The sequence below is a fragment of the Sulfitobacter sp. W027 genome (genome assembly GCF_025143985.1).
In the GTDB taxonomy this organism is placed as follows: domain Bacteria; phylum Pseudomonadota; class Alphaproteobacteria; order Rhodobacterales; family Rhodobacteraceae; genus Sulfitobacter.
Map to the genome: position 1 here is coordinate 3,077,000 of NZ_CP083564.1, position 18,832 is coordinate 3,095,831.

General features: G+C 61.1%; 22 protein-coding genes. 12 read left to right on the plus strand and 10 right to left on the minus strand.

Annotated elements, in window-relative coordinates:
• Window positions 1-257 precede the first annotated feature (257 nt).
• Window positions 258-1,856, plus strand: coding sequence for a phosphoenolpyruvate carboxykinase (locus tag K3759_RS15065; RefSeq protein ID WP_259982999.1), 1,599 nt, complete (start codon window positions 258-260; stop codon window positions 1,854-1,856).
• Window positions 1,857-1,930: 74 nt separating this feature from the next.
• Here the strand turns inward: K3759_RS15065 and K3759_RS15070 are convergent, their stop codons facing one another.
• Complete coding sequence (locus tag K3759_RS15070) at window positions 1,931-2,839, minus strand: LysR family transcriptional regulator (protein ID WP_259983001.1); 909 nt, start codon at window positions 2,837-2,839, stop codon at window positions 1,931-1,933.
• 163 nt (window positions 2,840-3,002) lie between these two features.
• On the opposite strand from K3759_RS15070, the gene K3759_RS15075 reads away from it, so the two are divergent.
• Complete coding sequence (locus K3759_RS15075) at window positions 3,003-3,359, plus strand: helix-turn-helix domain-containing protein (RefSeq protein WP_259983002.1); 357 nt, start codon at window positions 3,003-3,005, stop codon at window positions 3,357-3,359.
• 116 nt (window positions 3,360-3,475) lie between these two features.
• Here the strand turns inward: K3759_RS15075 and K3759_RS15080 are convergent, their stop codons facing one another.
• From K3759_RS15080 to K3759_RS15110, 7 genes are all read right to left on the minus strand, one after another.
• A complete protein-coding gene (locus tag K3759_RS15080; RefSeq protein ID WP_259983004.1) occupies window positions 3,476-6,931 on the minus strand; it encodes a chromosome segregation SMC family protein in 3,456 nt (1,151 codons plus the stop codon).
• Between the two features lie 158 nt (window positions 6,932-7,089).
• The gene (locus tag K3759_RS15085) at window positions 7,090-7,380 is read right to left on the minus strand and encodes a hypothetical protein (protein ID WP_259983006.1); all 291 of its coding nucleotides are present in this window, start codon (window positions 7,378-7,380) and stop codon (window positions 7,090-7,092) included.
• 95 nt (window positions 7,381-7,475) lie between these two features.
• A complete protein-coding gene (locus tag K3759_RS15090; RefSeq protein ID WP_259985654.1) occupies window positions 7,476-8,036 on the minus strand; it encodes a F0F1 ATP synthase subunit B in 561 nt (186 codons plus the stop codon).
• A 15-nt stretch (window positions 8,037-8,051) separates the two neighbouring features.
• Window positions 8,052-8,609 (minus strand): F0F1 ATP synthase subunit B', encoded by a 558-nt coding sequence (locus K3759_RS15095; RefSeq protein WP_259983007.1) that lies wholly within the window; start codon window positions 8,607-8,609, stop codon window positions 8,052-8,054.
• 90 nt (window positions 8,610-8,699) lie between these two features.
• Complete coding sequence (locus K3759_RS15100) at window positions 8,700-8,924, minus strand: F0F1 ATP synthase subunit C (RefSeq protein ID WP_007118046.1); 225 nt, start codon at window positions 8,922-8,924, stop codon at window positions 8,700-8,702.
• Between the two features lie 64 nt (window positions 8,925-8,988).
• Window positions 8,989-9,750, minus strand: coding sequence for a F0F1 ATP synthase subunit A (locus K3759_RS15105; RefSeq protein ID WP_259983008.1), 762 nt, complete (start codon window positions 9,748-9,750; stop codon window positions 8,989-8,991).
• Window position 9,751: 1 nt separating this feature from the next.
• A complete protein-coding gene (locus K3759_RS15110; RefSeq protein ID WP_259983010.1) occupies window positions 9,752-10,102 on the minus strand; it encodes an AtpZ/AtpI family protein in 351 nt (116 codons plus the stop codon).
• 240 nt (window positions 10,103-10,342) lie between these two features.
• Between K3759_RS15110 and K3759_RS15115 the strand changes: the two genes are divergently transcribed.
• Window positions 10,343-10,699, plus strand: a complete 357-nt coding sequence (locus K3759_RS15115) for a helix-turn-helix transcriptional regulator (RefSeq protein ID WP_243261561.1) — start codon at window positions 10,343-10,345, stop codon at window positions 10,697-10,699.
• Between the two features lie 194 nt (window positions 10,700-10,893).
• Here K3759_RS15115 and K3759_RS15120 read toward each other — a convergent pair whose 3' ends face one another.
• Both K3759_RS15120 and K3759_RS15125 read right to left on the minus strand, forming a co-directional pair.
• Complete coding sequence (locus K3759_RS15120; protein WP_409202491.1) at window positions 10,894-11,817, minus strand: DMT family transporter; 924 nt, start codon at window positions 11,815-11,817, stop codon at window positions 10,894-10,896.
• A complete protein-coding gene (locus K3759_RS15125; protein WP_259983012.1) occupies window positions 11,805-12,692 on the minus strand; it encodes a LysR family transcriptional regulator in 888 nt (295 codons plus the stop codon). Before K3759_RS15125 ends, K3759_RS15120 begins: the two co-directional genes overlap by 13 nt.
• A gap of 127 nt (window positions 12,693-12,819) precedes the next feature.
• Between K3759_RS15125 and K3759_RS15130 the strand changes: the two genes are divergently transcribed.
• The 9 genes from K3759_RS15130 to trmD all read left to right on the plus strand — a co-directional run bounded on the left by K3759_RS15130 (window position 12,820) and on the right by trmD (window position 18,827).
• Complete coding sequence (locus K3759_RS15130; protein ID WP_259983013.1) at window positions 12,820-13,404, plus strand: FMN-dependent NADH-azoreductase; 585 nt, start codon at window positions 12,820-12,822, stop codon at window positions 13,402-13,404.
• A 268-nt stretch (window positions 13,405-13,672) separates the two neighbouring features.
• On the plus strand, window positions 13,673-15,181 hold the full coding sequence (gene ffh / locus K3759_RS15135; protein WP_259983015.1) for a signal recognition particle protein: 1,509 nt from the start codon (window positions 13,673-13,675) through the stop codon (window positions 15,179-15,181).
• Complete coding sequence (locus K3759_RS15140) at window positions 15,178-15,486, plus strand: chorismate mutase (protein ID WP_259983017.1); 309 nt, start codon at window positions 15,178-15,180, stop codon at window positions 15,484-15,486. Before ffh ends, K3759_RS15140 begins: the two co-directional genes overlap by 4 nt.
• Window positions 15,487-15,529: 43 nt before the next feature.
• Window positions 15,530-15,916, plus strand: a complete 387-nt coding sequence (gene rpsP, locus K3759_RS15145) for a 30S ribosomal protein S16 (RefSeq protein ID WP_067627189.1) — start codon at window positions 15,530-15,532, stop codon at window positions 15,914-15,916.
• Between the two features lie 16 nt (window positions 15,917-15,932).
• A complete protein-coding gene (gene bluB, locus K3759_RS15150) occupies window positions 15,933-16,562 on the plus strand; it encodes a 5,6-dimethylbenzimidazole synthase (protein WP_259983020.1) in 630 nt (209 codons plus the stop codon).
• Window positions 16,562-16,711: a hypothetical protein gene (locus K3759_RS15155; RefSeq protein WP_259983022.1), complete on the plus strand. Its 150-nt coding sequence runs from the start codon at window positions 16,562-16,564 to the stop codon at window positions 16,709-16,711. The genes bluB and K3759_RS15155 overlap by 1 nt, the downstream gene beginning before the upstream one ends.
• Window positions 16,708-17,235 (plus strand): ribosome maturation factor RimM, encoded by a 528-nt coding sequence (gene rimM / locus K3759_RS15160; RefSeq protein WP_259983024.1) that lies wholly within the window; start codon window positions 16,708-16,710, stop codon window positions 17,233-17,235. Before K3759_RS15155 ends, rimM begins: the two co-directional genes overlap by 4 nt.
• A gap of 15 nt (window positions 17,236-17,250) precedes the next feature.
• Window positions 17,251-18,042 carry a hypothetical protein gene (locus K3759_RS15165; RefSeq protein WP_259983026.1) on the plus strand — a complete coding sequence of 264 codons (792 nt, stop codon included), beginning with the start codon at window positions 17,251-17,253 and terminating at the stop codon, window positions 18,040-18,042.
• Window positions 18,043-18,083: 41 nt separating this feature from the next.
• The gene (gene trmD, locus K3759_RS15170; protein WP_259983028.1) at window positions 18,084-18,827 is read left to right on the plus strand and encodes a tRNA (guanosine(37)-N1)-methyltransferase TrmD; all 744 of its coding nucleotides are present in this window, start codon (window positions 18,084-18,086) and stop codon (window positions 18,825-18,827) included.
• Window positions 18,828-18,832: the final 5 nt, after the last annotated feature.

Below are 18,832 nucleotides of genomic sequence, written 5' to 3' on the forward strand. Positions count from 1 at the left end.
ATTTGGTTAGGAATGGCTAAATTGCCGCACTTTAACTTCGCCCGCATAGGGTGAAGGTCAGGTTGCAGTGGCAGCTTTTGGCCGGGATCTAAGCGCTTCGAAACAAAGTTTTAGATGATGGCGCTAACTGTGACAAAGCTGCCTGTTCAACCTGAAAACGCCCGTGTTAAGAGGCTCTCAAGGCCCCGATGCCCAGGGCAATTGCGCCCGCTCGGACACGTTCTGCGCTGCTCACGCGCTACCACAGGAGACATCATATGACATTTGGACGGGTAAACCCGCAGTTCAGCCTCGAAGATCAACAGATCAGCGGGCTCGGCGATGTCTATTACAACCTGACCGAGCCTGCGCTGGTCGAGGCGGCATTGAAACGGGGCGAAGGCAGCCTAGGCAAGGGCGGCGCGTTCCTCGTCACCACTGGCAAATTCACCGGCCGGTCGCCCAAAGATAAACATGTGGTCAAGACCGACAGCGTGGCCGACAGCATCTGGTGGGAAAACAACGCTGAGATGTCGCCCGAAGGGTTTGATGCGCTTTATCAAGACATGATCGCCCATATGCAGGGTAAGGATTACTTCGTCCAAGACCTCGTTGGCGGTGCCGACCCCAAACATGCGATCAATGTGCGGATGGTGACAGAACTGGCATGGCACGGGCTTTTCATCCGCACCATGCTGCGCCGCCCCGATGCCGAAGCGCTGAAAGACTTCACCGCCGATTTCACCGTCATCAACTGCCCCAGCTTCCAAGCCGATCCGGCCAAGCACAACTGCCGCAGCGAGACCGTGATCGCGATGAACTTTGACCGCAAGATGATCCTCATCGGCGGCACCGAATACGCGGGCGAGAACAAGAAGTCGGTCTTCACCCTCTTGAACTACCTGCTGCCCGAAAAGGGCATCATGCCGATGCACTGCTCAGCCAACCACGCCAACGGCAACCCGGTTGATACGGCTGTTTTCTTCGGCCTATCGGGCACCGGAAAAACCACTCTCTCAGCCGATCCAGAGCGTACGCTGATCGGCGATGACGAACATGGCTGGTCCGACAATGGCACCTTCAACTTCGAAGGCGGCTGCTATGCCAAGACCATCAACCTCAACCCCGAGGCAGAGCCGGAAATCTACGCGACTACATCCAAATTCGGCACCGTGATCGAGAATATGGTCTTTGATCCCGACACCTTTGAGCTCGATTTCGACGACGACTCGCTCACCGCCAACATGCGCGCCGCCTACCCGCTGCACTATATCTCGAACGCCAGCGAAAAGGCCGTTGGCGGCCACCCGAAGAACATCATCATGCTGACCTGCGATGCCTTCGGCGTGCTGCCTCCGATCGCGCGGCTCAGCCCGGCGCAGGCGATGTATCACTTCCTGTCTGGCTTCACCTCCAAGGTGGCGGGTACCGAACGCGGCGTGACCGAGCCCGAGCCCACTTTCTCCACCTGCTTCGGCGCGCCCTTCATGCCGCGCCGCCCGGAGGTCTACGGCAACCTGCTACGCGAAAAGATCGCCCAGCATGGTGCCACCTGCTGGCTGGTTAACACCGGCTGGACCGGTGGGGCCTATGGCACCGGCTCGCGGATGCCGATTAAGGCGACCCGCGCTTTGCTGAGCGCCGCCCTTGAAGGCCGTCTGGCCGATGCCGAGTTCCGCAAAGACCCGAACTTCGGCTTCGATGTCCCTGTTGAGGTGAACGGCGTCGCCGACATCCTGCTTGACCCGCGCCGCACATGGGACGATCCGGAGTCCTATGACCGTCAGGCGGCCAAACTGGTCAAGATGTTCTCGGACAACTTTGAGCAGTATCTGCCCTATATCGACGAAGATGTGAAAGCCGCTGCAATTAGCTAAGGCTTTACGAATTTAACAGGATTACCAAGGGCCGCCTCAATGGGCGGCCCTTTTTGCATTGCTCGCAGCATACTCTACCCTGCGAAGGTCACCTTTGCGTCGAGCGGCATCTCGTGAAGGAAGCTGTCGTCCACCCCGATGATATTTACCGAAGTTGACCGATCCACTGCTGCGATCAAGGCAAAGCTTTTGTCGGGATAGCGCCCAGCCATCAGCAGGCGCTTATAGGCCAGTGGCACCGGGTCTCCCCCCTCCTCCCGCGGGATTTGGGTCACCACCTCATCAAGACGAACGCCAAAAGTCGCCTCAACTTCCCGAAAGGGAAAGTTGAGCATATTTTCAAACTCAGGCCCGCCCGGAAACAGCTTGAGCGGTCGCCCGATGCTGCTGCGCGCGTTGCTCCAGCCCCACCACTGGGTGTAGAAAGATTTCTCTCCAACCTCGGTGCAAATCCAACCGTTGGGGGAATCTCGGTAGACCAGCACATAGGGGCGCATGGCGCGAAACGCTTCGCTTTCCAGTTCCCCCCGGCTTTGGCACCACGCCTGAAGGGCCGCCTGCAGCATCGGGGACCCGCCATCCCAAATCAACGATAACGGCTGCTGCTGTTGGTGAAAGCACCAACCGTTCGGCTCCTCATGCGATAGGCGCAGCATTCCGTCAGCATGGCGTGTTTTGCCATCCAGCCAAAGCTTTCCCCGGTCGAGGATATCGCGCGCTTCAGGCAGCGCCTCTAGGCCGGCCTTGGTTAAGGAATAGCGCCGGTTCTCAATGGCGAATAGCGGGGCGCCCATCGCCTCCTCTAATTGCTGGATATGCCGTCTCACCGTCTGTCGCGTACTGGCCAAACGAGCGACTGCATGGCTGAGGTTCAGGGTGCTCGCGAGCGTCACAAACGAACGTATCATCTCGAACAAAAGGGCCGGCGCGGGTTCCTTTTGGGAGGTCTGAAGCACGGCGGCGGCCGGCTCAATATCGGACATATGCTGGTTCATAGGCAAGGGATGGTACATGAATCACCCCACAACGCAACATAATCCATCCACCTAAGGTAAATTGGTTAACGCAAATAGGCCAGATCTAGGCAATTGATCCTCAACACATTGCGGGTAGTGAATATATGGAACTCAACCTGAGGTATCTATCATGTCACACCCTGTAGACGTTCACGTCGGTCGTCGGCTCAAGCAAGCCCGCACCCTGCGGCGGCAGTCCCAGACCGATGTGGCGCGCGAACTTAAGCTGTCGTTTCAGCAAATCCAAAAGTATGAAATCGGCTCGAACCGGATCGCAGCCAGCCGCCTGCATGAGTTGGCGCGGATACTCGATGTTACTCCCGGCTACTTCTTTGAAGGGCTGGAAGATGACGCGCCCCAAACCAAAAATGACCCCGCGCTCGACATTGTTAATGCAATTGGTGCCATCAAGGATGATGCGGTAAGAGCCCGTATTTTAACGTTTATCGAGGACGTATCTGGCGTCACCGTCGCACGCAAAAGCTGAGTGCCGCCGGCCTGCCTAATCCGATCCAACGCCTGAAAAAACGTAGGATGTGATCCGTTAGGCGGCAGGCAGTAATCTCCGTAGGCGCCACCCTGCGCCCGCCGCCAGCCCCCTCATCACGCCACCAGCGCCTCCGCCTTCTTCAAATCGACAGACACCAATTGGCTCACACCCTGCTCCGCCATGGTAACGCCAAAGAGCCGGTCCATGCGTGCCATGGTCACCGCGTGGTGAGTGATGATCAGGAACCGGGTGTCGGTTTGACGGCACATCTCGTCCAGCAGGTCGCAGAATCTGGTCACATTTGCGTCATCAAGCGGGGCGTCGACCTCATCCAGCACACAGATTGGCGCCGGGTTTGCCAAGAAGACGGCAAAGATCAGCGCCATCGCGGTCAAGGTCTGCTCTCCGCCCGACAGCAGGCTCAGGGTGCTGAGCTTCTTGCCCGGCGGTTGGCACATGATCTCTAGTCCAGCTTCCAACGGATCGTCGCTTTCGACCATTACAAGATTCGCTTCGCCACCGCCAAAAAGATGGGTGAACAACATCGAAAAATTCGCGTTCACCTGTTCAAAAGCCGTCAGCAGCCGTTCCCGCCCCTCACGATTTAGCCCGGCAATCCCGCTGCGCAGGGTCTTAATCGCCTCTTCCAAATCGGCCTTTTCAGTCAGCAGGGTGTCATGCTCTTCGCGGACCTCCTTGGCGTCATCCTCTGCGCGCAGGTTCACCGCCCCCAAGGAATCCCGCTGGCGCTTGTAACGATTCACGTCCTCTTCAAGGGTTTCGGCGCGTGGGATCTGGTCAGCTTCGACGTCGAGTGCATTGCGCAGCGCCTCGGGGGTGACCTGCCGTTCGTCGTAAATGCGCTCAGCGGCATGGGACACCGTTTCGCGGGCCGCATCGCTGCGCGCCTCGGCCCTTGCGCGGGCTTCACGCGCGTCCGATGCCTGCCGTTCGGCATCCCGCTCTGCATCCGTTGCCGCCTTCAGCGCCGCCTCCGCAGCGCTCAACGTCTCTGCTGCATGGGCGCGACGGGCTTCGGCTGCCGTAATCGCGCCGGTCAATTCCTCACGCTTTGCCGCGATTTCAGCCGGGGCAGCGCTCGCGTCCGCCAGTTCTGCTTCTGACGCGCTCTTGCGCTCGACCAGCTCAGCGGTTCGCTTGCCCGCTGTCTCTAGCCGATGTCGCCAGCCGCTGACCTCTTTGGTCACTTCCTGCGCTCGCCGGGTGCGGGCTTCGCCTTCGCGGCGCAATTCATCATGCGCCGAGCGGCGCGACATCATGGTGATCCGCGACGCCTCGACTGTCATGCGGATGTCTTCAACCTTCGCACGGGCGGCGGAGAGATCGTCCAACCCCTGCAATGTACGCTCAGCCTCAAGCACTTCGGCACGGGCGGCAATCGCGGCCTCTTCATGGCGCTTCACAGCAAGGCCGAGGGATTCCAGACGGCTTTGGGCAAGATTCCGATCCGCCTCAGCCCGGCTCAGCGCACGACCTGCATCCGCAACCTGACGGTCCGCATCTCGGCGCGCATCACGGGCGCGTTTGTCAGCCTCGGCTTGCTCCGCCAATTGCCGCTGCAGAGTCTCATGCGCAGCCCGCGCACCATCGGCACGCTGGCTTGCCTGCTCAAGCGCCTGTTTTAACACTTCCAAGCGATTTAACTGTTGCAAGCGCAGCGCGGCTGCCGATGGCGCATCCTCGGCCCATGCGCGGAACCCATCCCACCGCCAAAGATCGCCCTCGGGCGAGACCAGCCGCTGCCCCGGCAACAACTGCGCCTGAAGCCGCGTGCCCGCATCAGGATCGACCAGCCCGATCTGGCTCATGCGGCGCTCCAGCACCTCGGGGACCGAGACATGCTGCGTCAGCGGCGTCACCCCTTCGGGGAGCGCCTGCGTCTCCAGATAGCCCGGCAGCACTGACCAGCCCGACGGACCTTCCACTTCGACCTCAGGAGCGCGCAGATCGTCTGCCAGAGCCGCGCCGAGCGCTTTTTCAAACCCATGCTCCACCTGCAACCGGTCGAGGATTTGCCCGCCCTCAGCCGTGTCACGCTCAACCAGCTTCGCCAGCGCCCCGGCTTCTGCCCGGAGGGCGTTGGTTTCGCCTTCGGCCTCAGACCGCTCAGCACGGGCATCGGCCTCGCGCGATTGCGTGTCAGCGCGTGTTTCTTCGGCGGCCAAGAGGGCCGCATCGGCAGCAGCAGCAGCGGTGACAGCGGCGGCTTCGGCCTGCTGCGCCACGGCGAAATCTAGACCTGCTTTGTCAAGTGTCGCTTGGCTCTGCGCTACAGCATCACGGGCCTTGCGCGCTTCGGCCTCTGACTTCTCCAGCGTTTTGCGGCTGTCCTGAAGCAGTCGTTCGGCAGAGCTATGACGCGCAGCCAGACGGGCGACATCTTCGGTCTGCTGGTTCAGATCACCCTCGCGGGCCTGTAGCACGGCAGCCGCTTCGCTCGCCGCCTCCGCGGCAGTCTCTAGCGCGTTCTCATGTCCCTCACCCGCTTTGGCCAACTCTCGCGCTTCCCAATCAAGGCGCTCGATCGTTTCTTCAGCATCGCGGTTCAATCCGCCTTCGCGCTCGATGTCGCGGGCCAATTGGGTGATGCGGCTGGTCAGCGTCTCAATCAACGCGGCAGCGCGCGCCTCCTGATCGCTTAGCGTGTCGCGCTGTGTGGCAAGACGTTGCAGGACAGCGGCAGAGATCGCCTCTTCCTCACGCAGAGCTGGCAGAGCGGCCTCTGCCTCCTCCCGCCCTTTGGCAACGCGGCGGACCTGCGCTTCCGCTTCGGAGGTCGCCGTGACGCGGGCGCGCAGTTCGTCTTCGGCTTTACCACGGGCCCCATCCGCTTCGCGCCACCGGCGGTACAGCAGCAGCCCCTCGGCGCGGCGCAGCGCCTCGCCAATCTCGCGGTAGCGCGCGGCCTGACGGGCTTGGCGGGCCAGAGTGGCCAGTTGCGACGCAAGCTGTTCGATCACATCATCGACGCGGGCAAGGTTCTGCTCCGCGCCGTTCAGCTTGAGCTCGGCCTCATGGCGGCGTTGGTAAAGCCCGGAAATCCCAGCGGCTTCCTCCAGAATGCGGCGGCGGTTCTTTGGCTTGGCGTTGATTAGCTCGGCAATCTGACCCTGCCGCACCAGCGCCGGGCTGTGCGCGCCCGTTGAGGCATCGGCAAAGAGCATCTGCACATCCCGCGCCCGCACGTCCTTGCCGTTCACCTTATAGGCGCTGCCCACGTCACGGGTGATGCGGCGCACGATCTCTAGCGCGTCTTGTTCGTTAAATCCTGCAGGCGCTAACCGGTCGCTGTTGTCCAGATGCAGGGCCACTTCGGCAAAATTGCGCGCCGGGCGCGAGGCGGCTCCGGCAAAGATCACATCTTCCATGCCACCGCCGCGCATTGCGGTCGGGCGGTTTTCGCCCATGACCCACCGCAGCGCTTCAAGCAGGTTGGATTTGCCACAGCCGTTCGGCCCTACGACCCCCGTCAGCCCGTCGGAGATGACGAGGTCGGTCGGGTCCACGAAGCTTTTAAAGCCGGTTAATCTGAGTTTGGAAAAACGCAAGTTTGCCCTGCCGTGATTGATTCTTGCCTGAGCGGCGAACTTGCCGTTTCGGAAGGGTCCGAGTCAATCAAAAGCCCCAAGGGAAGGGGGGCGATGAGCGGTTATCCACAAGATATTGTCAGATATGGTCCGTTGACATGAGGATCACCACTGACCCCTCAGTCACAGTCCAAGACACCCAAGGCTAGCGCTTGATCTCCCAATACCTCTTTCACCTCGCAGCCGCTAACCTGTGCCATCGCGCGCCCTGCCCGGTCCCGGATGGGGCCAAAACGCGGCGCGTATTGTGTGTTGACGCGCACCGCCTCTGCCCGCTCACCCTTTACCCGGACATCAAAGACCGAGCCGTCGACGGTGACACGTTGCGCCGGTAGTCCCCTGAAATTCCGGCTGGGGGCCGTACAGGCCGTCAGGCCGAACACTACTGCAAAGAGGACGAGGAAACGCATGGCTAAAGCCTGCCCCGGCAGGGTTAACAAATGCCTAACGCAAAAGAAAAAGCCCCGGCAAAACCGGGGCTTTCAAAATTCGATGGGGTGCTGGCTTAGTGCAGCTTCGCTTCGACTTGGGCGATACCATCGTCGATCAGCTTGTTGCCCTGTGCGGCGGTCATCTGCTTGGCGATCACATCGCGCGCAGCGGCCACAGCAATGGTCACGGCTTGGTCGCGGACTTCCTTCACAGCGGCGGCCTCGGCCGAGCTGATCTGGTCCTTCGCGGCCGCCATACGACGGTCAAGCGACTTGGCCATATCCGCCCGTGCCTGTTCGGCAGCAAGACGGGCATCTTCCTTGGCGGAAGACACGATGCGATCCGCTTGGTCCTGCACCTCTTTCTGCTTGCGCTCGTAAGAGGCCAGCAGAGTCTGCGCTTCTTCACGCAGGGCGCGGGCTTCTTCCAACTCGGTTTTGATGCCATCGGCGCGTTTGTCGAGCATGCCGACCAAAAGCGACGGAACCTTGAAATAGATCAGGATCCCGAGGAACAGCAGAAAGGCCAGCAGCACGATGAAGTCCGTGTTGCGCAGCGAGAAGAAAGGTCCGGTGGCTGCGAAAGCAGGCGAAGCCACCATGCCAGCGAGCAGGGTCGAAAGTGTCAGGCGCATGGATTTGGTCATGGCTTATCCTTTCATCCGCGCATCGACGGCGGCATCAACGGTTGCAGCATCTGCCGTGCCACCAAGGGCGGCGACGAGTGCTTCTGCGGTGTCCTTGGCAACGGCTTGTACGTTGACCATGGCGCTCGCACGAATTTCGGCGATGGCTTTTTCCGATTCTGCCACTTGCGCGGCAATCTCGGCATCGGCTTTGGCCATTTCGATGTCCAGATCAGCCTGCATATCCGCCTTGGCTTGGGCCACCATCTGCTGTGCCTCGGCACGGGCGTCGATCAAGGCCTTATCATAGGCGGCTTCGGCTTCCTGCGCCTTGACCTTAAGGTCTTCGGCAGCAGCGATGTCATTGGTGATGGTCCCTTGGCGCTCGGCCAGAACCGCACCGATACGAGGCAGAGCCACGCGCGACAGGATCAGGTAGGTGGCGATCAGTGCCAGGATCAGCCAGAAAATCTGGTTGCCCCAGTGATCGAAGTTCAGCTGCGGCATGCCCGGCGTTTCGGCAGCATGGGTCGCAATGCCGGTCGCGTCGGCCAGCCCGTCGCTGGTTGTTACAGTTGCCATCGTGGCTTCTCCTTGGAAACTTTGCCGTTACAGCCGGGCAGACACGGCGATGCGCGCCTGCCCGCTCGTAAGGATTACAGTTCCGAGAGCTTAGACAGCGAACATCAGCAGCAGAGCGACGAGGAACGAGAAGATCCCCAGAGCTTCTGCGAACGCGATGCCGATGAACAGGGTCGCTGTCTGGCTTGCGGCTGCCGATGGGTTGCGCAGTGCGCCGGACAGGAAGTTGGCGGCAACGTTGCCGACACCCAGGGCTGCGATGCCCGTGCCGAGACCTGCAATGCCTGCGCCGATATGTGCGAGTTGACCTTCCATGGGGGTATCTCCTTACGATTGGAAGTTAAAACTTTGGCGGGAAACCCCGCCGTTGTTGGGGTTGTTAGTGTGCGGGGTGCAGCGCGTCCTTGAGGTACACGCATGTCAGGATGGTAAAGACATAGGCCTGAATGAAGGCCACCAGCACTTCGAGACCGTACATCGCGGTGATCGCGAGCACCGACACCGGCGAGATCACTGCAATGGCAGCGAAACCAGCGAAAACCTTGATAACCGCGTGGCCCGCCATGACGTTACCCGCCAGACGAATGGAGTGGCTGACCGGGCGCACGAAGTAGCTGATCAATTCGATGATCGCCAGCACCGGGCGCAGCGCCAGAGGGGCCGAAGACACCCAGAAGAGGCTCAGGAAAGCCGCGCCGTTCTTGACGAAGCCGACAACGGTCACGGTGATGAACACCGCCAGCGCCAAAACCACAGTCACCGAGAAATGCGCGGTGGGGGTAAAGGCTGTTGGGATCAGGCCGAGGAAGTTCGCCATGACGATGAACATGAACAGGGTCATGATATAGGGGAAGAACTTCAGCCCTTCTTTGCCGCAGATGTCTTCGACCATCTTGTGGATGAAGCCATAGGCCAGCTCAGCAACCGATTGCATCCGGCCCGGTACGACCGAGCGGCGCGCGCTGCCGAGTACCAGCAGAGCGAATGTCGCCAGAACCGCCAGCGCCATCCAGAAGGTAGCGTTGGTGATGGTGTACCAAGCAACGGAAGCATCATCGCTAAAGAGCGGCGATACGATGAACTGGTCCATCGGGTGGAATTCCAGACCGCCTGTTTCAGCGCCGTTTGTCTCTGTTGCCATCTCAGGCTCCCTCGTCCTTGCCCGAATGGGGCGTATCCTGTTCGGCCGGTTCGGGCTGTTGTTTGCCCTGAATTTCCTCAGCGGTGCGGAGCATCGTCTTCACCCCCGCCGCAAGGCCCAGCATTACAAATAGCACCATGAAGATGGGCAGCGTGCCAAAGAGCACATCAAGCCCGTATCCGATGCCGAAACCGATCCCAAGACCGGCCACAAGTTCGATCACCATCCGCCATGCCATATTGGCCTGAGAATAATGCTCATCCGCTCGAGGCTTGGGTGCGCCGCGTTGTTTCGCAGCTGCCAGTTTGGCCTCAAGCTGCTCCATCTGCTGCCGTTGGTCCGGGCTGGTCACACCAAAATCCCCTTAGGAATATCTGCTGCGGTGCTACTGTCAGGGCGGGTTAGAGTCAACCGCGATAGACAACGCGACTTATAGAGCAAATTCAATGCCTTAAATGGACAGGCCCCGCGCAAGACTTGCAATGCGGCGCTGAAATGCCAGCAAAACTGCGCTCCGGCCTTATTCAACTCAATGGTTAAGTTACGCACAATGCCCGCTTCCCCCCTTCCATAGCCCGCGCTATGCAGGCTCATGACCCAGGACCTAGATCAGGTGTTTGCTGCCCTTGCCGACCCCACGCGTCGTGCCATCCTCGCCATGTTGCTGGAGGATGACATGGCCGTGACGGATGTGGCCGAGCCATTTGAGATGTCGCTTGCCGCGATCTCAAAACACTTGGGCGTGCTGACGGCAGCAGGGCTGATCAGTCAGGAAAAGCGGGGGCGGGTGAAATGGTGCAAGCTTGAACCGGATGCCTTGCGGAATGCGTCGGTCTGGATGCAGGGGTTCGGGCAGTTTGAGCCGGTGAACCTAGATGCCTTTGAACGTTTCTTAGAAATCGAATTGCCTGATGCGGGCGAAGGCGCGCCGCGCTCAGGGTCAGAGTAGAGTGATCCCCCCTTGCCACGAGGTAAATAAGACAAGGGGAGGATCAATCGACGGTCAGATGACGCCGAATGCAAAACGTAAAATAGCCAATACCACTACAATCAACCCGATAAGGTAAATAATACTACGCATGGTTGTGTCCTTCACTTTGATTTCACGCCCCAACGCGGGACCCCGACTTTCGGTTCCACCGATTATGCATCTTTTTGAATTTTTGTCATTTTTTCCGCACTGTCGTCTCGCAGCAGTAGGAAAAGCGCCAAGATCGTCATCAAGACACCTCCCCAGACCATTCCACCCGGCAGCGCATTGCCAAAGCCCAATTCCCATAGGATCACCCAGCTTGGTGTAAGATAGGTATAGGCCATCACCTTGGCCGAAGGCAGACGCAGCGCCGCGAATTGCAACAGAACCACCGTGGCCGCAGTGGCAAAGACCGCGACATATAGAATAGTGATCCAAACCAAAGGCCGCAGCGCACTCCAATCCGTTGCGCGGATATCCTGCCAACCGTACAGCCCCAGCAGTACCGTCCCCGCCAACAGCGTGCCAAAGGTGAACATCACCGCACTTTCACCTCGGTTTAGCCGCCGCACCATCGGCGTATAAAGCGCGTGGCTGATGCAACCGACGAAATAGATCGCCTCCCCCCGTCCAACATCGAACGCCGAAAGCGCCGCAAGGTCGCCGCGAAAGATCACCCAAAGCGCCCCGGCCCCGCCAATCGCCAGTGCCAGCGCCATGCGCGGCGTCATGATCTGCCGCATCAAAATCCATGCAAAGCCCGCCGCCATGATCGGGACGAGGGTAAAGACCGCCGCCGCAGCCACCGGGGGCGCGGTCTTCAACCCTTCAAACATCAGCACGAAATAGAGGGTGAACAGCCCCGCCAGCACGAAATACCGCCAAGGTGCTACAAAGCCCGCGCGGCTGATATCGCCCCGCCCCCACGCCAGCGCGCCAACCAATACCGTCGCCAAGGCAAAGCGCACTGCATTCAGCGCCGTCGGGGTGATCTCATTCGCCACCTGCGCCCCGAGCGAGAATGACCCTGCCACCAGCGCCGAAAAACACAGCATCGCCAGATGTCCCTGCGCCGAAGCGCTCAGTCGGGACATGTGACGGCATCCTCGGCATGGTCTTTGAGGAAACGCAGCACCGCCTGCACCTTGCTGGTGCGGTGCAGATCGACATGGGTGACTAGCCACAGCGCGCTGCTCCAGTCAGGGCGCGGGGCATGAATCTCAACCAACTGCGGATCATTGCGCCCCATGGCAGCGGGCAGGCCACCGATTCCTGCCCCGGCCCGCAGCGCCGCCTCCATCGCCGCGCCGCTGGTGCTGCGCCACGTTACGCTTTCCTCTGGCACCGTGGCCCAAAGCCACTTGTGATAGGGCGCGCGGCTGTCGCGGTTATCGGCAGCGATGAAGCGGTGCTTGTGGTAGTCCTCCGGCCCCTGCGGAATGCCGAATTGCGCCACGTAATCCCGGCTCGCATAGGCCCCGACCGCCAGTTGCGCATAGGGTTGCACCACATTGTCCGGCTGGTCCGGCGCGGCCCCGGCGCGGATGGCGACATGAGCCTCGCCGTACTCAAGGCGAAACAGTCGATCCCCAATCAAATAGCGCACGACCAATTCGGGGTTCTGGCGCTGAAACTCTGTCAGCAAGGGGGCAAGCTGCGGAGCCAGAAAATCGAGCGAGGTGATGACCAACTCGCCCGAAACATCGCTGCCGCGCCCCTTAATCCGCCCGGCCAATTGGCTGAACTGATCATCCGTCGCCCGCGCCACCCGCAGCAGATCCTCGCCCGCCTCGGTCGCGGTGTAGCCGCGGGCGTGGCGCTGAAACAGCTTAACCCCCAGCCGCCCTTCCAGCGCGTCGATATGACGGATCACCGTCGCATGGTGGACTCCCAGTACCTCGGCCGCGCCGCTTACCGTGCCGAGCTGCGCAACCTGATAGGCCGTCCTGATCTCATCCCAATTGTCCATTCACTCACCCTGCCTTCCCGACTTGTGCATTTACGAACATGGTCACGCTCATTCTGGCAGTTGCGTTCGCGAGCACAATGGCCAATTCCATGTCATCAGATTTACCCTTGGAACAAGGACCAGCATCATGGCCACTCTGCGCATCGAAACTTCCGTGAACCGCGAAAACTCTGTCACCCGCAAGCTAACAGACCGCATCATTTCAACGCTCGGCGACAGTGACGTGGTGACCCGCGACATCGCCACCGAACCGCTGCCGCTGATCGATTCCACATGGGCCAGCGCCCGTGTAAAGCCCGCCGAAGAGCGCACAGCGCTGGATCAAGAAGCCCTCGCCCTGTCAGACGAACTGGTCGCCGAAGTGCAGGCCGCCGATACCATCGTCATCAGCGCGCCGATTTATAACTTCACCATCCCCGCCTCGCTAAAAGCGTGGATCGACCTGATCGCCCGCGTCGGCGTGACCTTTAACTACACCGCAGAAGGCCCCATTGGCCTGCTGGAGAACAAGCGCGTCATCGTCGCCTTCGCCTCTGGCGGGACGGGCATCGATTCCGCCGCCGATTTCGCCAGCGGCTATCTGCGCTTCGTGCTGGGTTTCTTGGGCATCACCAATGTGACCTTTGTCGCAGCAGACCAGTTGGCCATTGACGCCGAAGGCACCATCGCCCGTGCCAACGCCCAGATCGACGCGCTGCGCGACGCGGCCTAAGCTGGTTCCATCCAAAGACTTTGCCGCGCCCCCCTCACCCGGGGCGCGGTTTGCGTTTGGCAGCCTTCTGTCGCCTCTTCCACGCGGCTTGACTCACGCCCCGCCAGCGCGTAAATGCCCCTCAATCTCCGGAAGCATTGCCTTCCGGTCCCGGCATGGCGTCGGGATCGCCCCCAGTCAGCGCGTTGCGCCCACTGGGGCATTTGTGCATTTTCGCGCGCGTCCTTAAATAGGGGCAAGTGCAACCGACCCGAAAGGCCCTGTGCCCATGTTTGAAAATCTCAGCGAACGGCTCTCTGGTGTCTTTGACCGCCTGACCAAGCAAGGCGCGCTCAGCGACGAAGACGTCAAAACCGCCCTGCGCGAAGTGCGCGTCGCCCTGCTGGAGGCCGACGTCTCGCTGCCCGTGGCGCGCGATTTCGTCAAAGCCGTGCAGGACAAGGCGACCGGCCAAGCGGTGACCAAATCGGTCACGCCGGGCCAGCAGGTCGTCAAGATCGTCCATGATGCGCTGATCGACACGCTGAAAGGCGAAGGCGAGCCCGGCGCGCTCAAGATCGACAGCCCGCCCGCCCCGATCCTGATGGTCGGCCTACAGGGTGGCGGTAAAACCACCACCACCGCGAAACTGGCCAAGCGTTTGAAAGAGCGTGACGGCAAGCGCGTGCTGATGGCCTCGCTCGACGTGAACCGCCCTGCGGCGATGGAACAGCTGGCGATTCTCGGCGTGCAGATCGGTGTCGACACGCTGCCTATCGTCAAAGGTGAGACCCCGGTGCAGATCGCCAAACGCGCCAAGACGCAGGCGGGTTTGGGCGGCTATGACGTCTATATGCTCGACACCGCGGGCCGTCTGTCCATCGACGAAGAGTTGATGCAGCAGGTCAAAGCCGTGCGCGACGTGGCCAATCCACGTGAAACATTGCTGGTGGTCGACGGCCTGACCGGCCAAGACGCCGTGCACACCGCCGAGAACTTTGACGAGCGTATCGGCATCACCGGTGTCGTGCTGACCCGGATGGACGGCGATGGCCGTGGCGGTGCGGCGCTGTCCATGCGTGCCGTTACGGGCAAGCCGATCAAATTCGTCGGTCTCGGCGAAAAGATGGACGCGCTCGAGACCTTCGAGCCCGAGCGCATCGCGGGCCGCATCCTTGGCATGGGCGACATCGTCGCGCTGGTCGAAAAGGCGCAGGAAACCATCGAGGCCGAGCAGGCCGAAAAGATGATGAAGCGCATGGCGAAGGGTCAGTTCAATATGAACGACCTGAAGATGCAGCTTGAACAGATGATCAAGATGGGCGGAATGCAGGGCATGATGGGTATGATGCCCGGCATGGGGAAAATGGCGAAACAGGTCGAAGAGGCCGGGTTTGACGACAAGATCCTCAAGCAACAGATCGCCCTGATCCAGTCAATGACCAAGAAAGAGCGCGCTAACCCGGCCCTGCTGCAAGCCAGCCGCAAGAAACGCATTGCCCGCGGTGCCGGCATGGAGGTCTCCGACCTCAACAAGCTGATGAAGATGCACCGCCAGATGTCCGACATGATGAAAAAGATGGGCAAAATGGGCAAAGGCGGCATGCTCAAGCAGGCCATGAAAGGCATGATGGGCAAGGGCGGGATGCCCGGCGGCATGGACCCAAGCCAGATGGACCCCAAGGCGCTGGAAGCGGCGGCCAAGCAGATGGGCGGCAAGCTGCCCGGTGGCCTGGGCGGTCTTGGCGGCGGCATGGGCCTGCCGAGCGGGCTTAGCGGTTTCGGGAAGAAGAAATGACCGAGGCCACCACAGATACCGCCGCCCGCGCCGCCGAACTGCTGAAAGAGCACCGCGCAAGCATCGACCGGCTCGACGCGATCCTCGTCTATACGCTGGGCGAGCGGTTCAAACACACACAGGCCGTGGGGAAACTCAAGGCCACACACGACCTTCCCCCGTCCGATCCGGCCCGCGAAGCGGCCCAGATCGAGCGGCTCGAAGATTTGGCTGAAGCAGCGGACCTAGACCCCGTTTTCGCCAAGAAGTTCTTGAACTTCATCATCGCCGAAGTCATTCGGCACCACAAAACCCACCAAGAATAGGACGGCCTCCCGTCCCCACAACCAACCTAAAGGATTACTCATCATGGCCATGAAAATTCGTCTCGCCCGCGGCGGCTCCAAAAAGCGCCCCTTCTACCGTATCGTTGCAGCCGACAGCCGCATGCCGCGCGACGGCCGCTTCATCGAGAAGCTGGGCACATACAACCCGCTGCTGCCGAAAGACAGCGAAGACCGCGTGAAGATGGACGTCGAGAAGATCGAAGCATGGATCGCCAAAGGCGCCCAGCCGACCGAGCGCGTGACACGTATGTTGGAAGCCGCTGGCGTCCGCGAAAAGACCGAGCGTAACAACCCCAAGAAGGGCGCACCGGGCAAGAAAGCCCAAGAGCGCGTGCAGGAAAAGGCCGACAAGGCCGCTGCCGCTGCCGAAGCTGCCAACGCACCTGCCGAAGAAGCTTCCGCAGAATAAGCCGCGAGCGCCCGGCGTGGATGCATTCTCTGAAGACTTCCGTGCCGGGCTGCACGACCTGATGCGATGGCGGCGCGATGTGCGCCGCTTTCGCACAGACCCGCTGGACGAGGCGCTGGTGCAAACCTGCCTCGACAGTTTTAACCTCGCCCCTTCTGTGGGCCTGTCGGAACCATGGCGGATTATCCGTGTGCAATCTGACACCGCGCGCCGAGCCGCGCTTAAGAATTTCGAGACAGCCAATGCCCGCGCCCTTGCCGGATATGACGGTGACAAGGCCGCGCTCTATGCCGGGCTCAAGCTCTCGGGCATGAGCGAAGCGCCCGAGCAACTGGCGATTTACTGTGATGACAGCACCGACAAGGGCAGCGGCCTTGGTGCCGGGACGATGCCCGAGATGCGCCGCTATTCTGTGGTGGGTGCGATCAACTACCTATGGCTCACCGCCCGCGCCCACGGCCTTGGGCTGGGCTGGGTGTCGGTGCTTGACCCTGCGCGGCTGAACCGTGATCTTGCAGCCTCAGAGGGCTGGTCCTTGGTGGCCTATCTCTGCATGGGGTGGCCAGAGGACAATAGCCTGACGCCGGAACTGGAAACCCAGGGTTGGGAAGTCCGCGCCCCCCGCCTCAGAATCGAGACCCGTTAATGAGACGACTATTGTTCCTTTTGGCTGTGCTCGTGCTCGGCTTCTTTCTCGGCATCCGCTATGATCGAAACCTGATGCAGAACGAATGCAAGGCCGGGGCCGGAGAATGGACCGGGACCATCTGCGTAAACTCGGAGTTGTTGCAATGAGTGACCAAGACCTGATCTGTGTCGGTGCCATCGCCGGTGCTTACGGCGTACGCGGCGAAGTACGCGTAAAGAGCTATTGCGCCGAGCCGGAGGATATTGAAGCCTACCGCCCGCTCTATACCGAGGACGGCGGCCGGACCTTTACGCTCGCTCTGCTGCACCCGGTCAAAAACGGCTTTGCCGCCCGGATCACTGAGATCACCACCAAGGAAGAAGCCGACGAATTGCGCGGTGTCTCGCTCTTTGCCGCGCGCGATCAGCTGCCCGGCCTGCCGGATGATGAATTTTACCACGCCGACCTCATTGGGCTTGAGGTCTATGACACCGGCGGCACACTGCTGGGCCGTGTGAAGACCGTACAGAACCACGGTGCCGATGATCTGCTGGAACTGCAATTGGCGGGCACCTCTGCCACCACCTTCCTGCCTTTCACCAAGGCCGCCGTGCCGACTGTTGATCTTGCCTCAGGCCGGATCGTTGCCGACCCGCCCCTGGGCGTGTTGCCGGATGGTACGGATGGCTGAGACCGGAGCCGGATGATGCCCCGCCGGATCATCCTGCACCCCGGCTTTCACAAGACCGGGACCAGTTCCCTTCAGGCCACCCTCCGCGCCAACCGCACCGCCTTGAAACCCCATATCGCGCTGCGCCTGCGCTGGCATATGAAAGGCCTGCTGCACGCCACGCGTGGCTATTCCACATGGCGCGATCCACTGTCGCTGTTGAAAGCCGAACATCGGTTCGAGACCCTGATCGACGGCCTGCCCCAGATGCTGGGCCGCACGTTGATCCTCTCGGCTGAGGAACTGGCAGGCCACCTGCCGGGCCGGGGCGATTTGGCCGATTACAGCGCCGCACCCGAGTTGCTGGAGATCTTCATCCGCAGCCTGCGCCAGCGGTTTCCCCAAGCAGAGATCATAGTCTACCTCTCCACCCGAGCCCCGGAGGACTGGATCGCCTCGGCCTATTGGGAGCATGTCAAAGCCTCGTCGTTGACGCTCGACCTTGCTGACTTCACTGCCCGCTATGCCCCTTCGGCGGACTTGGACGCGATGGTTCAAAAGATCACCCACCGCCTGCCCTGCCCGGTGCACCATACACGGCTTGAGGATTGCCGCGATCTGCCGCTCGGGCCTGCGACTCCGCTCCTCGACCTATGTGAGCTACCGCAAGACCTATTGAAGCAGTTAACCCTGCCACCGCCCGCAAACCAACGCTTGCCTGCGGTTCTTTTGCAAGCTCTGCTTGACGCCAACCGCCAACACGCCGATGACCCTGAGGCGCGCCGCAGCGCCAAGACCGCCCTATTGAAACAGGCAGGAACCGCATGAAACCCACCCGCTCCCACGGACGCCAAAGCGCACGCCCCAGCATGAAACCTCGTGCCCTGCTGCAAGATACGCCCGATTACGCTGATGTCTGGCAGGCGCGGATCGTCACGCTGTTTCCCGATCTCTTCCCCGGGGTGCTGGGGGCCAGTCTGACCGGAAAGGCGTTGCAAGACGGGCGCTGGCAGCTGCACACCCATGACCTGCGTGATTTTGGCATTGGCAAGCACCGCAATGTCGACGACACCCCCGCAGGCGGCGGCGCGGGCATGGTGATGCGCGCTGATGTGGTTGGCCCGGCCTTGGCCCGCGCACAAAGCCATGCGCATGGGCGCTGGCCGATCCTTTATATGTCACCGCGCGGGCGACGGTTCGATCAGGCAATGGCGCGCGATCTGGCCGATTGCGCAGGTGTCACCATGCTCTGCGGGCGGTTTGAGGGCGTGGACGAACGGGTGATCGAGCATTTCGGCATCACCGAGGTCAGTTTGGGCGATTTTGTTATGACGGGTGGCGAGCTGGCCGCACAGGCGATGATCGACGCCACCGTGCGCCTTTTGCCCGGCGTTTTGGGTAATGCCGAGAGCATCGAAGAAGAAAGCCATGCCTCGGGACTTCTGGAACACCCGCAATACACCCGCCCCGCCGAATGGGAGGGGCGCGAGATTCCCCCCGTTCTGATGTCGGGCAACCATGGCGAGATCGCCAAATGGCGGCAGGCGCAGGCCGAAGAAATGACCCGCAGCCGCCGTCCCGACATGTGGGCCGCGCGTGAGAACAAAGACTAGGCACC

What these genes read in the sequence shown, in the direction of transcription:
- K3759_RS15065 (WP_259982999.1), top strand. Translation starts at nt 258, where the DNA reads ATGACATTTGGACGGGTAAACCCGCAGTTCAGCCTCGAAGATCAACAG.
- K3759_RS15070 (WP_259983001.1), bottom strand. Translation starts at nt 2,839, where the DNA reads ATGTCCGATATTGAGCCGGCCGCCGCCGTGCTTCAGACCTCCCAAAAG.
- K3759_RS15075 (WP_259983002.1), top strand. Translation starts at nt 3,003, where the DNA reads ATGTCACACCCTGTAGACGTTCACGTCGGTCGTCGGCTCAAGCAAGCC.
- K3759_RS15085 (WP_259983006.1), bottom strand. Translation starts at nt 7,380, where the DNA reads ATGCGTTTCCTCGTCCTCTTTGCAGTAGTGTTCGGCCTGACGGCCTGT.
- K3759_RS15090 (WP_259985654.1), bottom strand. Translation starts at nt 8,036, where the DNA reads ATGCGCCTGACACTTTCGACCCTGCTCGCTGGCATGGTGGCTTCGCCT.
- K3759_RS15095 (WP_259983007.1), bottom strand. Translation starts at nt 8,609, where the DNA reads ATGGCAACTGTAACAACCAGCGACGGGCTGGCCGACGCGACCGGCATT.
- K3759_RS15100 (WP_007118046.1), bottom strand. Translation starts at nt 8,924, where the DNA reads ATGGAAGGTCAACTCGCACATATCGGCGCAGGCATTGCAGGTCTCGGC.
- K3759_RS15105 (WP_259983008.1), bottom strand. Translation starts at nt 9,750, where the DNA reads ATGGCAACAGAGACAAACGGCGCTGAAACAGGCGGTCTGGAATTCCAC.
- K3759_RS15115 (WP_243261561.1), top strand. Translation starts at nt 10,343, where the DNA reads ATGACCCAGGACCTAGATCAGGTGTTTGCTGCCCTTGCCGACCCCACG.
- K3759_RS15120 (WP_409202491.1), bottom strand. Translation starts at nt 11,817, where the DNA reads ATGTCCCGACTGAGCGCTTCGGCGCAGGGACATCTGGCGATGCTGTGT.
- K3759_RS15125 (WP_259983012.1), bottom strand. Translation starts at nt 12,692, where the DNA reads ATGGACAATTGGGATGAGATCAGGACGGCCTATCAGGTTGCGCAGCTC.
- K3759_RS15130 (WP_259983013.1), top strand. Translation starts at nt 12,820, where the DNA reads ATGGCCACTCTGCGCATCGAAACTTCCGTGAACCGCGAAAACTCTGTC.
- ffh (WP_259983015.1), top strand. Translation starts at nt 13,673, where the DNA reads ATGTTTGAAAATCTCAGCGAACGGCTCTCTGGTGTCTTTGACCGCCTG.
- K3759_RS15140 (WP_259983017.1), top strand. Translation starts at nt 15,178, where the DNA reads ATGACCGAGGCCACCACAGATACCGCCGCCCGCGCCGCCGAACTGCTG.
- rpsP (WP_067627189.1), top strand. Translation starts at nt 15,530, where the DNA reads ATGGCCATGAAAATTCGTCTCGCCCGCGGCGGCTCCAAAAAGCGCCCC.
- K3759_RS15155 (WP_259983022.1), top strand. Translation starts at nt 16,562, where the DNA reads ATGAGACGACTATTGTTCCTTTTGGCTGTGCTCGTGCTCGGCTTCTTT.
- rimM (WP_259983024.1), top strand. Translation starts at nt 16,708, where the DNA reads ATGAGTGACCAAGACCTGATCTGTGTCGGTGCCATCGCCGGTGCTTAC.
- K3759_RS15165 (WP_259983026.1), top strand. Translation starts at nt 17,251, where the DNA reads ATGCCCCGCCGGATCATCCTGCACCCCGGCTTTCACAAGACCGGGACC.
- trmD (WP_259983028.1), top strand. Translation starts at nt 18,084, where the DNA reads ATGAAACCTCGTGCCCTGCTGCAAGATACGCCCGATTACGCTGATGTC.